11 protein-coding genes and 2 riboswitches are annotated in these 14,782 nt (G+C 42.3%); of the genes, 2 read left to right on the top strand and 9 right to left on the bottom strand.

Annotated features, from left to right (window positions below; all coding sequences use genetic code 11):
* Nucleotides 1-113 precede the first annotated feature (113 nt).
* From P9989_RS04320 to P9989_RS04285, 8 genes are read right to left on the bottom strand one after another with little or no spacing between them, the layout of a single operon-like run.
* Nucleotides 114-1,574 carry a CoA-acylating methylmalonate-semialdehyde dehydrogenase gene (locus P9989_RS04320; protein ID WP_283078830.1) on the bottom strand — a complete coding sequence of 487 codons (1,461 nt, stop codon included), beginning with the start codon at nucleotides 1,572-1,574 and terminating at the stop codon, nucleotides 114-116.
* A 37-nt stretch (nucleotides 1,575-1,611) separates the two neighbouring features.
* Entirely contained in the window at nucleotides 1,612-3,054 is a 1,443-nt protein-coding gene (locus P9989_RS04315; RefSeq protein ID WP_283077587.1) for an aldehyde dehydrogenase family protein, read from the bottom strand.
* An 18-nt stretch (nucleotides 3,055-3,072) separates the two neighbouring features.
* Nucleotides 3,073-3,819 (bottom strand): SDR family NAD(P)-dependent oxidoreductase, encoded by a 747-nt coding sequence (locus P9989_RS04310; protein WP_283077586.1) that lies wholly within the window; start codon nucleotides 3,817-3,819, stop codon nucleotides 3,073-3,075.
* On the bottom strand, nucleotides 3,803-4,891 hold the full coding sequence (locus tag P9989_RS04305) for a tartrate dehydrogenase (protein ID WP_390306409.1): 1,089 nt from the start codon (nucleotides 4,889-4,891) through the stop codon (nucleotides 3,803-3,805). The genes P9989_RS04310 and P9989_RS04305 overlap by 17 nt, the downstream gene beginning before the upstream one ends.
* Complete coding sequence (locus P9989_RS04300; RefSeq protein WP_283077585.1) at nucleotides 4,891-6,120, bottom strand: M20 family metallopeptidase; 1,230 nt, start codon at nucleotides 6,118-6,120, stop codon at nucleotides 4,891-4,893. The genes P9989_RS04305 and P9989_RS04300 overlap by 1 nt, the downstream gene beginning before the upstream one ends.
* The gene (panF, locus tag P9989_RS04295; protein ID WP_283077584.1) at nucleotides 6,121-7,587 is read right to left on the bottom strand and encodes a sodium/pantothenate symporter; all 1,467 of its coding nucleotides are present in this window, start codon (nucleotides 7,585-7,587) and stop codon (nucleotides 6,121-6,123) included.
* On the bottom strand, nucleotides 7,584-7,865 hold the full coding sequence (locus tag P9989_RS04290; protein WP_283077583.1) for a YhdT family protein: 282 nt from the start codon (nucleotides 7,863-7,865) through the stop codon (nucleotides 7,584-7,586). Before P9989_RS04290 ends, panF begins: the two co-directional genes overlap by 4 nt.
* Before the next feature lie 20 nt (nucleotides 7,866-7,885).
* A complete protein-coding gene (locus tag P9989_RS04285) occupies nucleotides 7,886-9,226 on the bottom strand; it encodes an aminotransferase (RefSeq protein ID WP_283077582.1) in 1,341 nt (446 codons plus the stop codon).
* A 324-nt stretch (nucleotides 9,227-9,550) separates the two neighbouring features.
* Between P9989_RS04285 and P9989_RS04280 the strand changes: the two genes are divergently transcribed.
* On the top strand, nucleotides 9,551-10,708 hold the full coding sequence (locus P9989_RS04280; protein WP_283077581.1) for a PucR family transcriptional regulator: 1,158 nt from the start codon (nucleotides 9,551-9,553) through the stop codon (nucleotides 10,706-10,708).
* Nucleotides 10,709-11,073: 365 nt separating this feature from the next.
* On the opposite strand, the gene P9989_RS04275 is transcribed toward P9989_RS04280, so the two are convergent.
* Nucleotides 11,074-12,576: a sodium:solute symporter family protein gene (locus P9989_RS04275; protein WP_283077580.1), complete on the bottom strand. Its 1,503-nt coding sequence runs from the start codon at nucleotides 12,574-12,576 to the stop codon at nucleotides 11,074-11,076.
* Nucleotides 12,577-12,795: 219 nt separating this feature from the next.
* Nucleotides 12,796-12,904: riboswitch (SAM riboswitch) on the bottom strand.
* Between the two features lie 199 nt (nucleotides 12,905-13,103).
* A riboswitch (SAM riboswitch) is annotated at nucleotides 13,104-13,208 on the top strand.
* Nucleotides 13,209-13,321: 113 nt separating this feature from the next.
* On the opposite strand from P9989_RS04275, the gene P9989_RS04270 reads away from it, so the two are divergent.
* Complete coding sequence (locus P9989_RS04270; RefSeq protein ID WP_283077579.1) at nucleotides 13,322-14,704, top strand: LLM class flavin-dependent oxidoreductase; 1,383 nt, start codon at nucleotides 13,322-13,324, stop codon at nucleotides 14,702-14,704.
* Nucleotides 14,705-14,782 lie beyond the last annotated feature (78 nt).

Below are 14,782 nucleotides of genomic sequence, written 5' to 3'. Positions count from 1 at the left end.
CTACTCGGCAACCCTAGTGCATAGGAAGTTATGCAATTCCTTCACTCCGCTCCCGTTTCCTTGGAACCGAACCAGGTTTTAAGGTTATCAAGTTAACAACACTATATTGTATCTTATACCCAACGAGTCGTCATCACTTTTTTACGTGTATAGAACTCCACCCCATCCTGACCGTTGACATGAAGATCACCATAGAAGGAATCCTTCCAGCCTGAGAACGGAAAGAAAGCCATTGGCGCGGGCACTCCAATATTGACACCAAGCATCCCGGCATCAATCGTTTCCCTGAATGTACGGACACGCCCGCCGTCATTTGTAAACAGACAAGCCCCATTCGCAAACCGAGACTGATTCGTCAGCTGTACCGCTTCTTCAAGATTCTCCACCCGGCTGATTGACAGCACTGGCGCGAAAATTTCATCCTGCCAGATTTTCATTTCGCTCGTTACTTCATCAAAAATCGTCGGTCCTACAAAATATCCCTGATTCGGAATGTTCTGATCTTCTCGGCCATCACGCACTAATTTGGCTCCTTCATTTTCACCTGTTTCGATGTACTGCAATGTGCGTTCTTTATGTTGATCGCGAATCACCGGTCCTAAGAAAACGTCCTCGTCTAATCCATTGCCGATTTTAATGCCATTGGCTTTGCGAACAAGACCTTCGACCAGTTCATCAGCAACCGCATTCTCAACAGCTACAACTGAACAGGCCATACACCGTTCACCTGCTGACCCGAAGGCCGCCGATATAATTTGGTCGACTGCATTTTCGATATTAGCATCACGCAACACGATGGAATGGTTTTTCGCACCAGATAGAGCCTGTACACGTTTTAGATTTTGAGTCCCTCGTTTGTATACATACTCAGCAACAGGCTGAGAACCTACAAAAGAAATGGCCGCAACTTTTTGATGGTCTAATAAGCCATTGACGACCTCATGGGCGCCATGAACAATGTTCAGAACCCCTTCAGGCAGTCCAGCCTCCTCAAACAATTCCGCCAGGCGATTCGCCAGTAACGGAGTACGTTCCGACGGCTTTAACACAAATGTATTTCCTGTCACAATCGCCAGCGGAAACATCCAGGCTGGAACCATCATTGGAAAATTAAATGGTGTAATTCCACCCACTACGCCAATAGGATAGCGGTAAACGCCGGACTCAAGCCCTGAGGCAATCGATGGCAGTTGCGAGCCCATCGTCAATGTTGGAGCCCCAGCAGCAAACTCCACACATTCAATCCCGCGCTGCACTTCCCCGTATGCCTCTTTGAAGCTTTTTCCATTTTCCACAGTAATCAGTTCGGCCAGCTCATCCCAATGGTCTACGAGCAATTGCTGATACTTAAATAGAATGCGAGCCCGCTTTGGAACGGCTACCTCTTTCCATGTTTCAAAGGCTTCAGCTGCTGCTTCTACGGCATGCTCGACGTCCTCGTCTGACGAAATCGGCACACGGGCGATAACTTCCCCTGTAGCGGGATTGATCACGTCCTCCGTTTGATCCGACTTCGGTGTCACCCACTTTCCACCCACATAATTTTGAATTGACTTTACTTTTGTTTGAGTCAACATCTCATCCCCCTTCATATCTTAAGCTATTGCTATCCTATTTATATTTAATTGCTACGTTTTTCAATTGAGTATAATTTTTCAATGCAATCAACCCTTTCTCTCTGCCAAAGCCACTTCTTTTATACCCACCAAAGGGCATTTGAATTCCCCCGCCCGCTCCATAGTTATTAATAAATAATTGGCCTGCAAGAACTTTGTCTACTATTCGGTGAGCCTTCCCGATATTCTCAGTCCAAATTCCGGTCACTAATCCATAGTCGGTACCATTAGCTAACTCAACGGCCTTTTGTTCATCTTCAAATGAAAAGGTCGATAAAACTGGACCAAAAATCTCTTGTTGAGCTATATCACTCTCATGTGATATCTGGTCGATAATGGTAGGCTGCAAATAATAACCACCTTCGAAACCTTTTACATTTACCCTTTCTCCTCCTGTTATAACCTCTCCTTCCTCCCAAGCCTTTTCAATAAAAGAAGAGACTTTATCAAATTGACCTTTTGATAGAATCGGTCCTAAATCATAATCATCTTTACCAGGTCCAATTGTAACTTTCTTAAATTTCTCTTTTAATAAAGAAAGAAACCTATCTTTATAGTTAGCTTCAATAAGTAACCTCGATCCAGCTGAACAGGTTTGTCCTGCGTTCTGAATAATAGACCTCACTACACCATTAAGTGCTGCCTCTTCGTTACAGTCTGCAAATACAATATTAGGAGACTTTCCCCCTAACTCTAATGTGACTGGAACAATATTTTCAGCAGCTGATTTCATAATTTGCTTACCTGTGGCCACAGAACCTGTGAAAGTAATGTGGTTTACATCAGGATGTGTGGATAAGGCTGCCCCTGCCTCGTGACCCAGTCCAGTGATGACATTGAAGACTCCTTTTGGTAAGTTTGTTTCGTGAAAATACTCTGCTAGTTTTAATGCTGTTAGTGACGTATCTTCAGCTGTTTTAAGAACCACTGTATTCCCAGTGGCTATAGCCGCTGCCGTACTTCTTGAGCTAATTTGAATCGGATAGTTCCAAGGAATAATATGAGCGGTAACACCAATTGGATCACGAACGGTAAAATCAATGATTCCATCCTCTATAGGAATCGTTTCCCCCATTATCTTATCAGCTGCTCCTGCATAAAATTCAAAATATCTTGCCGCAGCTTCTACATCTGAATAAGCTTGCGATAAAGGTTTTCCCACATCTGACGTTTCGAGATTTGCTAGCTCATCTTTATTTAACCTAATTTTGTTAGCCATTTCCGTTAATATATAGCCTCTTTCGTGAGGTTTTATGGTTCGCCAAAGCTCACTCTCGAAAGCTTTCCTTGCAGCTGACACGGCAGTATCGACATCAGCCTTCTCACCTCTTGGAATAGTCCCAAGCGGTTGTTGGTCTGAAGGATCCAAAAACTCGATGGTCTTACCAGAAAGACTAGCTTTCCATTTCCCATCTACATACATCAAGAGATTATCCATTTTTTCACCTTTCTCTCTTTATATTCCTCTTCCACCATCTACATTTAGGGTAGCGCCTGTCACCATGTTCGCTTCCTCAGATAGCAGAAAAACGATTGATGAAGCAATGTTCTCTGGGGTAAGCAGTTTACCCATAGGGACACTTCTCTTAAATATGTCCTCTTTAGCCTTTTCCATATCCGTACCTTCAGCAGCAAACTGTTCAAGCATATTCGTATCACATGGACCTGGATGAACCGTATTAACTCGGATATTTTCATGCGCTAATTCGATAGCTAGCGCTCTTGAAAAACTTTCTGCGCCGCCCTTAGATGCAATGTATGATTGTAATCCAGGACGAGGCCGTACAGCCGAAATGGATGCAACATTGACTATCGTTCCATTCTGTTGTTTCTTCATATAATTGACCGCTTCTCTACAGCTTAAAAATAGTAGAGTCATATTAATATCTAATAGATTATGCCACATATCTAGTGTAGTTTCCTCTATGGGAGTGGCTTGTTGAGCCATACCCGCCGCATTAACCAGTCCATCAATCTTCCCAAATCGTTCATTGGCTTCGGAAAATACGTGCCGAACAAATGACTCCTCTAGTAAATCGCCTTCAAAAATCACTAATTTTTCTTGTCCCAATCCTGTTAATTGATCACCTTTCAAATCACAGCCTACTACTTGGGCTCCCTCTTCTAGTAATTGTTTAACGACAGCTACTCCCATTCCTCCATTGGCTCCAGTCACCACAATCGTCTTACCTTGAACTTTCATACTTTTCGGCCTCCAACAGGTTTGACTTAACTTGATCTCGAATTGCTTTTCCTACCTGTTTAGTTGTGCAAGTTCCTCCCAAATCCGGGGTTACGATACTTTCTTGAATAACATGTTGAATCGATTGCAAAATGGCATCAGCGGGTTGTTCGTATCCTAAATGTTCGAGCAAAAGGGATAACGACCACACTTGTGCAATTGGGTTTGCGATTCCTTGGCCTGCAATGTCCGGGGCAGAACCATGGACAGGTTCAAACATGGATGGGTAATCCCCCTCAGGGTTAATATTGGCTGAAGGCGAGACTCCTAGACCACCCACTATAGACGAACCTAGGTCAGATAAAATGTCGCCAAACAAATTCGATGCTAAGACTACCTCAAAATCCTCGGGGCGTTGAACAAAATAAGCAGTTAAGGCATCAATATAGATAGACTCAAAATGGATGTCATCGTAATTGCTAGAAACGGATGACACTTCCCTATCCCAGAGCTTCATTGTATGCAAAATCGCATTAGACTTTGTGGCACTCGTTACTTTTTTATAATTCTTTGACCGAGCATATTTAAAAGCAAAAGTACTTGCCTTCTTCACGCCTTCACGCGTCATGACTGTGTTCTGCACAGCCATTTCCTGAGATGTACCTTGGTAGAGGCCTCCTCCCATATTGGAGTATTCCCCTTCTGCGTTCTCACGAATGATAACAAAGTCAATGTCCTTCTCAGTTTGTAGAGGAGCGTTTATACCTGCTAATTGTTTTATAGGTCGAAAATTAATATATTGCTTAAACCTTTTACGAATGGGCATGATTAAGTCCCATATGGACACTTCGTCTGGAACACGAGAATCACCGATGGCTCCAAACAATATAGCATCATACTTTTTTAAGGTGTCCAAACCATTCTTTGGCATCATTTCTCCATGCTGCAAGTAATATTCTGAACTCCAGTTAAAAATCTCCCATTCGATGGTAAGGAAAGAATTAGCCTTGCAAATCTCTTCTAATACGCATAGGGCCTCCTCCATAACTTCCCGCCCAATTCCATCACCTGGAATCACAGCAATTTTATGCATTAACAGTCACCATCTTCATTAAGAAAATTCAAGCATGCTTGGCGATAGATTTGGGTGGTTTCAGCTAATTCTTCTATATCCACATATTCATTAATTTGGTGGGGAATTTCTCGATCACCAGCACCGATTGTCACTATAGGTACTCCAGCAATATGAAGGAAGGTCCCATCGGTAGCTCCCGGAACTCCATTATATTTAGGCTCTTGTTTCATCACATTTTTTACAGCTTTGGCGACAGCTTTCACCACAGCCTCTTCTTTATCGGTTTCTGTCCACGGACGATCCTCTATCACTCCAAAATCTGCTTTGAAATGCTCATCATCTTTTTTGAGCCTTGTAAAAATCTCAAGAATCTCTTGTTTAAGCACCTCGTGGTCCTGTCCCGGTACCGTCCTTATATCTAATGTTGTCATACACTGCTCTGGAATGACATTGATTTGTGCTTCTCCTTTGACTGGTGCACTTAAGATCGTTGGTGTAATACTCGGCCAACCTAGTGTTGGATGCTTACCTAGACGCTCTTGCTCTTTCTTTTCTAGCCTTTCAAGTTCAACAATTATTCGTGCCATCCTCCAGTTAGGATTTATCCCGCTCCACGAGATCGCACCATGTGCCATTTTTCCGTACGTTTTCAGCTCTAGCCTCATAGCACCGCGTTGACTTATACATACTTGATTTTCCTCAGGCTCACAAATAATAGCACCATCTACTTTGTCGGCCCAGCCATTTTTGATAAAATGTTTGATTCCAATCATCATGCTTTCTTCATCACAGGGGATACACAAAATAATTTTACCTGTAAATTCTTCGTCATCTTGCAAGATAGAGTCTACAGCTGTAATCATACAGGCCAGATTTCCTTTCGTATCGTTCGTTCCTCGTCCATACATTTTCCCCTCTACAATTTCAGCTCCGAATGGATCATATCTCCATGCACTATGATCCCCTTCTGTCACCACGTCCGTATGTCCCTCCAGAAGAAGCGTTTTCCCAGGCTTCCCAGAGTCCACAATGCCAATGACGTTTGGCCGTCCCGGTTCAACTTCTTCTATATGAACTTCAATTCCTTTTTGCTTCAAATAGTCAGCCACATAATGGGCTACCTTTTCTTCATTCCCGCCTTTTACTCCAGGGCGGTAAACACTAGGGATTCTAACTAATTCCTGAGTTAGTGATATAACAGCTTCACGATCTCTCGTTTTTTGAGAATGTAGTTTAGTTGATTTCATTTACATGCTCCTTTCAATTTTTTGTTGGGCGATATTATTCACAGCTATACTTTTTGTTGCTAAACTAACGACTACATATGCGATAAAGGAGAAAATAACTGGTAAAACGACACTGTGCATACCAAATGGTGATGTAAAGAAGAGATCGATGATAATGTAAGAACCGATCCCAACAGCCATAGAGGAGAGTGCCCCGTATTTATTTCCAGTTTTCCAATAAAGTCCCATGACCACTGGCCAAATAAACGTTGCTTCTAAACCACCAAACGCAAATAGGTTAAGCCAAATTAACAGGTCTGGTGGATTTAGAGCCATTAAAAATACTAGTATTCCTAAGACAGTCGTCACTCCGAAGCTTAAGCTTTTTACTCTTTGGTGTGACGCATCTGGTTTGATATAGTTTATATAGATGTCTTTAACTACCGATGAGCTAACTAAAAGCAGTAAGGAATCTACTGTTGACATAATCGCAGCCATAGGGGCGGCTAAGACTATCCCGGCTAGCCAGGCAGGTAACACTTCTAGCGAAATGAGCGGCATAACTTTATCCCCCACTTCAATTCCTGGAAGGATCGGACGTGCAAAGACACCGATTAGGTGCATGTTTAACATAATGAATCCAACCACGATTGTCCCTATAATTAAGGCACGGTGCATCGCTTTCGAGCTTTTATAGGACATAGCCCGTACTGTAACTTGAGGAAGCCCGACTACTGCTACACCGACGAGGATCCAAAAGGAAGAAACATAAGTTGGTGTTAAACTGCCGTCTGCACCAAACGGCGTAATTAAATCTGGGTTTTCTGCTGCTAGATCTGCCATAATATTAGATATGCCGCCGCCAGCAACAATCGTAGCGATTAATAAGACTAAGGTTCCAACAAACATAACCACACCCTGGACAGTATCCGTTAAGGCGACGGCCTTAAATCCACCGATAACTACGTAAATGAGCACAGATACAGCAAAAATAAAAAGGGATGTAGTGTAAGATATTCCTGTTAAAGATTCTATTAATCTTGCACCACCCACCCATTGGGCTGCCATTGCTGAAAATAGAAAAATAATAATACTAAAAGCCGCCGTTAGCACAACCCATTTACTCTGATAACGACCTTTTAAAAAATCTGTTAACGTGACCGCATTATACCTTCTTGCCATAATAGCGAATTTCTTCCCTAAAATCATAAGAACAAAGTATCCCGTAGCCACTTGTGACATGGAGAGCAAAACCCAACCAAAACCTTGTGTATAAGCTACTCCAGGTCCACCAATAAAACTACTGGCACTTCCGTAAGTGGCAATCATGGTCATAGCTAAAACAAAGCCACCCAGCTGGCGACCACCAAGAAAATATTCTTGCACAAAGTCATTATTAGACTTATTAAGGGATCGACTCGCCATAAATCCAACCGCAAAAATAATAACTAAAAAGAGTAATAGTGGTACTATAACGGCTACATTCATGATTGATCACCCCTACCTTCATCTTCAAATGGCACTTCTACGAAAAAAAACTTAACAATAAAGATAACCAGAACAGTTATGAAAATAAAACCACCCACACAACTATAAAAAAACCATGATGGCAGACCAAACACATAACTATACTCTTCTGGCGGTTTACTTCCTAACCCATAGGCAAAGGCAAACCACCAAACGAAGTTAATTATAGCTAAAGCAACGCCGATTAAGGCCTCTCGGTTTGCTATTTTAAAACGGTAGTCTTGATTCTTTGGAGCCATTTTCCCATCTCCCCATTAAATTATAGAGTTTCGTAAATGGAAGCTTTCACGACACCACTAAGAAATCTTATAGTTCCTGCATCGATCGATAATGGCGGTGCAATCGTTAACACATTATTAAATCCGTCCACGGTGTCCCCATTTTTCCCAATAATAACTCCCTTTTCCTTACACTTGCTTAGAACCAAATTTATCTTATCCTCGTGAATGGGTGTTTTATTAATGGAGTCTTCAACAAGTTCAATTCCCATCATTAACCCTTTATATCGAATATCGCCAACATTAGGGTGAGAAAGGAGTTCTTTCATATCCTCGTAAAGCTGTTCCCCTTGATTGTAAGCATTCTCAATGTACTTCTCCCTTTCGATAATCTCGATATTTTTCAGCGCGACTGCGCAGGCTGCTGGATTCCCCCCAAAGGTTGTTACACTTCGAAAGTGGTCATATTTTTCAGAGGTTTCAAATGCTTCATAACAGTCCTTGTGAATTGCTGTTACCGATAGTGGGAGATACCCGCTAGTAAGTCCTTTAGCCATTGTTATTATGTCTGGCGTTACATTCTCATGAAAGTGACCGAACATTTTCCCTGTTCGTCCAAAACCATTAATCACTTCATCTACAATCAAGAGTACACCATGTCTTTCACATATATCTTTTACCCTCTCCATATATCCTTGCGGAGGAACTAGAACGCCTCCTCCAGAAATATAGGGTTCCATTATAATAGCCGCTACGGTTTCCTCCCCTTCCCAAGTAATCGTATGATCTATTAAGTCTGTGCACTCAAGATTACAAGTAGATGGTTTCTTATTTAATGGGCAATGATAACAATCAGGGGGCACTGTGTGTAAAAAACCTGCAGCTAATGGCTCGTATTTATACTTTCTTTCAGCCTGGCCTGTTGCAGCCAAAGCACCCATTGTTGCTCCATGATACGACCGATATCTTGAAATAATCTTGTATCTACTCGAACTATCATTTTGAGAGTGGTATTGTCTAGCGATCTTAAACGCCATTTCATTCGCTTCAGATCCGCTATTCGAGAAAAAAATAACATAATCATTATTAAGCCAGGTGTTAAGTTTTTCAGCCAACTCAATTGCTGGAAGATGACTGTTTGTCATAGGGAAGTAGGACATATTTTTCATTTGTTCTGCTGCTGCCTCGGCAAGTTCTTCTCTGCCATAACCTACATTGACACACCAAAGTCCCCCCATGCCATCTAAATATTTATTACCATCACTATCTTTAATAAAGCACCCTTTTGCATTTTCAATTATAAGTGGTTGCTTACTAGCCCGCTTTAGAGCGTGCATAATATTTTCTTCATCCCTGCATTGCCAATCTAATGTCTCATTCATATCCTCACTCCCTGTTTAAGTACGACTCGTAATTACTTTTCTTCCCTTATAAAAGGGCACACCGCCACTAGACAGATTGTAAACTGACTCGTATGTGTCACGATCCAGACTACTGTATTTGTTATTTATGATTCGTTAACCTCTTTACACGATCAGTATTATCCTGCTTCATTTTGACACCTCTCTATCGGTTTTTAAGAATTTTTGATATGATTATTTTGAATATTAACTCTATTGTATTATGTAAGCACTTACATTTCATTAGACAGTTCATGAGATCTTACTATAAATATTTGGACAGTGTGTAAAATAGGGGGTATATAGATGAGTGAAAATAACCTATTAACGATCGAAATGTTGTTAGCAATGGACTGCTTTAAAAAAGCTAAAGTAGTATGCGGATTGAAAGGTACTCAACGAATCGTAAAATGGGCACATGTGCTCGAAGTTAATAAGGTCGAGGCCTTAATAAATGGGGGAGAATTAATACTTACGACAGGTATTGGATGGGCAGAGAAACCTCATATAGGTGCAAAACTTTTGGATGAATTAATTGAAAACCAAGCATCGGGTCTCTGTGTAGAATTAAACACTTATGTAGAGAAGATCCCTGAAGAGATGGTAGAAATAGCTGAAGAAAACAACTTCCCTATTATTGTGTTCAAGAATCAAGTACGATTTATCGATATTACCAAGAAAATCTACGATCAACTCTATTTCCCTGGTGAAAACTTAACCTTCCAACAACGGTTGATTCAATGGTGGAATAATCCGTCAACGGCAGTGATGTCGGACATTTCCACAAAACCCATGCATCCAGGAGTTGCTTCCCTTTATTTGATCCATCCAAATGAGACCGTTCCTAACTTTTGTATCTTAGGAAAAGAGCTTGGACTGAATATTATTTTCACTAACCTCGCCTCCACAACTGGGGTATTTCTATTAGTTTCCGATTTAAATGACGAGATCCATACACTTCGTAAAAGGTTAGATAAACTTTTCAACTCTCTCCCTTCCCTAGTACTTATCGGTCAAAAAATGCACAATATGAATGAGGTCGCTCAGTCAATTAACACCCTTAAAGAAACAAATAAAATTTATCACTCATTAATAAAAAAAAGAACCTTACATTATGATGAATTGTTCATTGAAAAGTTAGTGGAACCCTTAATAAGAGAGAATAAACTCTCAACTCTAATTGAAGAGCATCTTTTTCCGCTAATTAAGTATGACCAAGAAAATGATAGCAACCTGCTAAATACACTAGATACATATTTAAGTCATCAATGCAACAAGCAAGAAACGGCTAACGCTCTCTTTATTGTACGCCAAACCCTATACCATCGCTTAGATAAGATCAACAAACTTTTGAAGACAGATTTCACCTCCTCATATGATCGCTTATCCTTGGAAATTGCCCTCTGGTCGTTTAGAAACATAATAGATAAAGGAAAAATAAATAATCATTTAAAAAATAACTAGCTTGTATATCAGACCCTTTCAAACCATGATAACTATCCTAACTCTATTTGACGTCATGATGCCGCAACCGTAATAAATGGAAACTGTATTTAATATTGCTAGGATTTATCGGGTAAGGAGTACTCATGGATAAGTAAAATTTCAATTGAACAGCATTGACAACAAAATTGGAGCTACTGACAAAGCCAGTAGCTACCCCTTCTACTGAGAAAGTACAGATTGTAGTAGAGCTAGGTCTTTGTGTACAAGTTTATTTGAATAATTTCATTTAGTTATCTGTTTAACATTGTAAACAGGTACCTTCTTAAATCCATTACTTGCCTACCCTATAACTTTCTAAAACGTTGAGTTAATTTTTCATAGGTTTAAAGCACATCTTTTAGAAAGACATCCTCTTCTTCTTTCGTTACATTAGACTTTGTAACTAAGCTCGTCACGATCATCACGACGAAACCGGCCGCTGCAGCCAGGAACAAGGAAATATAAATATTTTGGAAAACGTTCAGACTCGTGAACACAACATACAGCCCCGTCCCCGCAAGCAGTGAGGCGATCGCACCGTAGCCGTTCGCCTTTTCCCAGAGATAACCTAATACAATCGGCGCCAGTAAGCCGCTAATAATCGCAGAAAAACTGAACTGTATCAGGATCGCAAGCGACTCAGGCCGATCGAGCGAGAGGTAAAAGGTGACCAATCCAACAAACACCAGCGAGCCTTTTGCCACTTTGACAGAACGCAGATCGAGCTGATGCTCGGATAGCCTTGATTTTGACAAAATCGGCGCCAATACCTTGTAGAGATCGTTGCCAATGCTTGAGGTGATACTCAGATACAGGCTGTCGGTGCTCGATAAAATCGCAGAAATGATCCCGACGATAATGATCGCCCCAATGATCGGCGGAAATGCTTCTAGCACATAAGCAGGAATCGCGGAGTCGGCACTGCCGAGAGATGGTGCGATGACTCGAGCCGCCAGTCCGCCTAATACCATCAAGACAGTAATGAAGAACATACCAAGCCCAGCTGACATCGTGAACGGCCGCAGCTGCTCCTCCGTTTCCAGTGACAGCACCTTATTCAGCAAATGCGGCATAACCACAAAGCTGATATGTAAAAACTGTACCGATAATATGGCCAGTACACTGTTGTAGGGTCCATTTAACGGAGCCACGAGTTCTGGATCGATCGCTTTCAGCTGGGAGGAAAGTTCGCCAAATAAATTCAGTCCCCCGCCGATCGTCCAAAATAAAGAGGCAAAAATCAAGATCGACGTAACCACCATCAGGGTTCCCTGAATACCATCCGTTACAATTTGTGCAAAAGCGCCACCCAGGCCAATATAGAGAATCGTAATCGTTACCCCGGCGAGAATTCCCCAGAAATACGGAATGCCGAGAACCGTTTCAAAGATCGTAGCTAATCCGACATTTTGCCCGACAATGTAATACACGTTAAACAGGACTAGAAACGTAACAAGAACTTGCAAGGTTTTGCTGTTGTATCTCCTTCCGAGCCATTCAGGAAGGGTCGACACCCCGCCAAACTTCTTGCCGTATTTCCAGAACTTTTTCGCAAACAGCAATAGTGCAATCCAGCCAGCCCCGAAGCCGCCGAGCGTGTACCATAACACGGATACGCCATGCTCATAAGCTAAGCCCGGCACTCCGATAAACAAATTGGCACTGGCAAAGCTCGCGGCATAGCTTGCCCCGACCAGCCACGGGTTTACCTTCCCTCTCGCTGTGGCAAAACCGTTCATCGATTTACTAAACTTATTGCCCTTTTTCCCAATCCATGTGACAAAGATAAAATATAAGACTAGCAGACTGACTAGCGTCCAAAATAACGGTCCCGTAACGAGCTGCATTAGTAACGACCTCCTTCCGTAGATTTTCGATAGCTTCGATTCCAAATCAGTAAGCCAACTCCCCAGAAAGCGGTCAAAGCAATCCAATAGATCGTAAACATATTCCTCTCTCCTTTTCATTGATCATAATACTCTTCTGTTCCAAAACTCTTTTTTCCGGGACCATATAAAAAAGCCCCTTTCAAAAGAAAGAGGCTGAAATATGTACACTGCTCCAACCTCTTATCTTCCAGACATCCATCCGTCTGTTGGAAGTAGCACCGTTCCCCTAATAGGGTGGTTGCCGGGCGTCATAGGGCCAAATCCCTCAGCCAACTCTTGATAAGAGTGAATTCGTTATGAAATTAGTTCAAATAATCTGATAAACAGCATCATAGCAGAGGTAAGAATTCCCTGTCAATCACTATTTTTTAAAAATTCAATAAACCCCATGCCTGCAAGGTAAAGTACAGAATATTTCTAAAACAGCCATTGACACGTCTTCAGATATGTTGTATATTTTGGATCAACTTAAAATTTAATGATATTTCTTATCCCGAGAGGTGGAGGGACTGGCCCTTTGAAACCTCGGCAGCAGACTACATCAAGTACTGTGCCAATTCCAGCAAGCGAGAACGCTTGAAAGATAAGGAAGAGCTCTCATACATGTACGGTTATTCAGCCTCTTCTTTTTCTTTTAAAGAAGGGGCTTTTTCATGTGCTTGAAGCTTAACTACATACAGCGAGAAGTTAAGGAGGAATCATAATGACGAAACAAATCATCCTAAATGCCTTTGAAATGAATAGCGCGATGCACAATTCCCATGGACTGTGGAAGCATCCAAGAAGTCAGCGCCACCGCCGCTATAAAGACTTAGATTACTGGATGGACTTAGCGAAACTATTAGAAAGAGGCAAGTTTGATGCCGTGTTCCTCGCCGATGTACTGGGAATCTATGACGTTTATAAAAAAAGTAAAGACCCTTCGATCCGCGATGGATTGCAGGTGCCATTAAATGATCCCGCCCTAGTGATCCCGGCGATGGCCAGCGTGACGGAGCATTTATCGTTTGCGATGACGGTCAGCACCACTTATGAAGCTCCATTCGGAAATGCCCGGCGCTTCTCCACCCTCGATCACCTGACAAAAGGGCGAGTCGCCTGGAATGTGGTGACCTCATACTTGCCAAATGCAGCACGCAACTTTGGCTTAGAAAATATGATCAAACACGACGAACGTTACGATATCGCCGATGAATATCTCGATGTGTCTTATAAGCTCTGGGAAACGAGCTGGGAAGATGACGCGTTTGTAGAAGATGCTGAAAACAACACACTCGTTGACCCCGACAAAGTTCATGAAATTAATCACGAAGGGAAATACTTTTCCGTGGAAGGCCCGCATCTGAGTGAACCGTCTTTACAACGCACACCCGTTATCTATCAAGCAGGCACATCCGAACGCGGACGCGAATTTGCTTCCAAGCATGCCGAGTGCATCTTTGTCGGTGGGCCAACACCAGAACGAATTCACTACTATGCTGATGATATTCGCAAGCGGGCCGAAAACCACGGCCGCAATCCAGACAATATTAAAATCTTCTCCTTCCTTAGCGTAATCGTTGGCGAGACGACAGAGGAAGCAGAGCAGAAGTTTGAAGAATACGCTCGCCACTGGAGTCCAGATGCCGCGAAAGCCCAGTACGGGGCAAGCGGATATGACATCAGCGAGTATGAAGAAATGGATCCGGATCTTCCTTTTGAATACACAAAGTCTACAGAAGGCGGCCACTATAAAGCGGCCACACTGACGAAGGATGCTCCTAAGAAACTAACCGTCGGAGAAGTGTTGAACCGCTTTGAATCCCCAGACCGCAACAGTATTATCGTCGGAAATCCGAAAGAAGTGGCCGACGCGATTCAATTCCAGTTTGAAGAGTCAGGTGTGGATGGCTTTAACCTAAACCATTTAGTAACCCCAGGTGACCTCGAGGACTTTGTTGACCTGGTGATACCAGAACTGCAAGAGCGCGGGTTGTACAAGAAGGATTATCAGGAAGGTACATTGAGGGAAAAGCTGTTTCCACATGGGGAAAGTGTACTACCTGAGGATCATCCCGGCAGTCAATATAGATACTCGTTAACGTGATTACCTTGATGGGCCAAAGTTGACATCTCTACTGTCCCATCAGTAATACTTGCAAGAAACACTAACTGTCAATAATAA

Source organism: Halobacillus naozhouensis (assembly GCF_029714185.1).
GTDB lineage: Bacteria > Bacillota > Bacilli > Bacillales > Halobacillaceae > Halobacillus_A > Halobacillus_A naozhouensis.
The sequence above is the reverse complement of the archived record's forward strand: the minus strand, read 5'-3'. Positions and strand labels throughout refer to the sequence as shown.

Coding starts and splice junctions, on each gene's coding strand:
- P9989_RS04310 (WP_283077586.1), bottom strand. CDS start 3,819: ATGAAAGTTCAAGGTAAGACGATTGTGGTGACTGGAGCCAATGGAGGA.
- P9989_RS04300 (WP_283077585.1), bottom strand. CDS start 6,120: ATGAAATCAACTAAACTACATTCTCAAAAAACGAGAGATCGTGAAGCT.
- P9989_RS04290 (WP_283077583.1), bottom strand. CDS start 7,865: ATGGCTCCAAAGAATCAAGACTACCGTTTTAAAATAGCAAACCGAGAG.
- P9989_RS04280 (WP_283077581.1), top strand. CDS start 9,551: ATGAGTGAAAATAACCTATTAACGATCGAAATGTTGTTAGCAATGGAC.
- P9989_RS04275 (WP_283077580.1), bottom strand. CDS start 12,576: ATGCAGCTCGTTACGGGACCGTTATTTTGGACGCTAGTCAGTCTGCTA.
- P9989_RS04285 (WP_283077582.1), bottom strand. CDS start 9,226: ATGAATGAGACATTAGATTGGCAATGCAGGGATGAAGAAAATATTATG.
- P9989_RS04315 (WP_283077587.1), bottom strand. CDS start 3,054: ATGGATAATCTCTTGATGTATGTAGATGGGAAATGGAAAGCTAGTCTT.
- panF (WP_283077584.1), bottom strand. CDS start 7,587: ATGAATGTAGCCGTTATAGTACCACTATTACTCTTTTTAGTTATTATT.
- P9989_RS04305 (WP_390306409.1), bottom strand. CDS start 4,891: ATGCATAAAATTGCTGTGATTCCAGGTGATGGAATTGGGCGGGAAGTT.
- P9989_RS04270 (WP_283077579.1), top strand. CDS start 13,322: ATGACGAAACAAATCATCCTAAATGCCTTTGAAATGAATAGCGCGATG.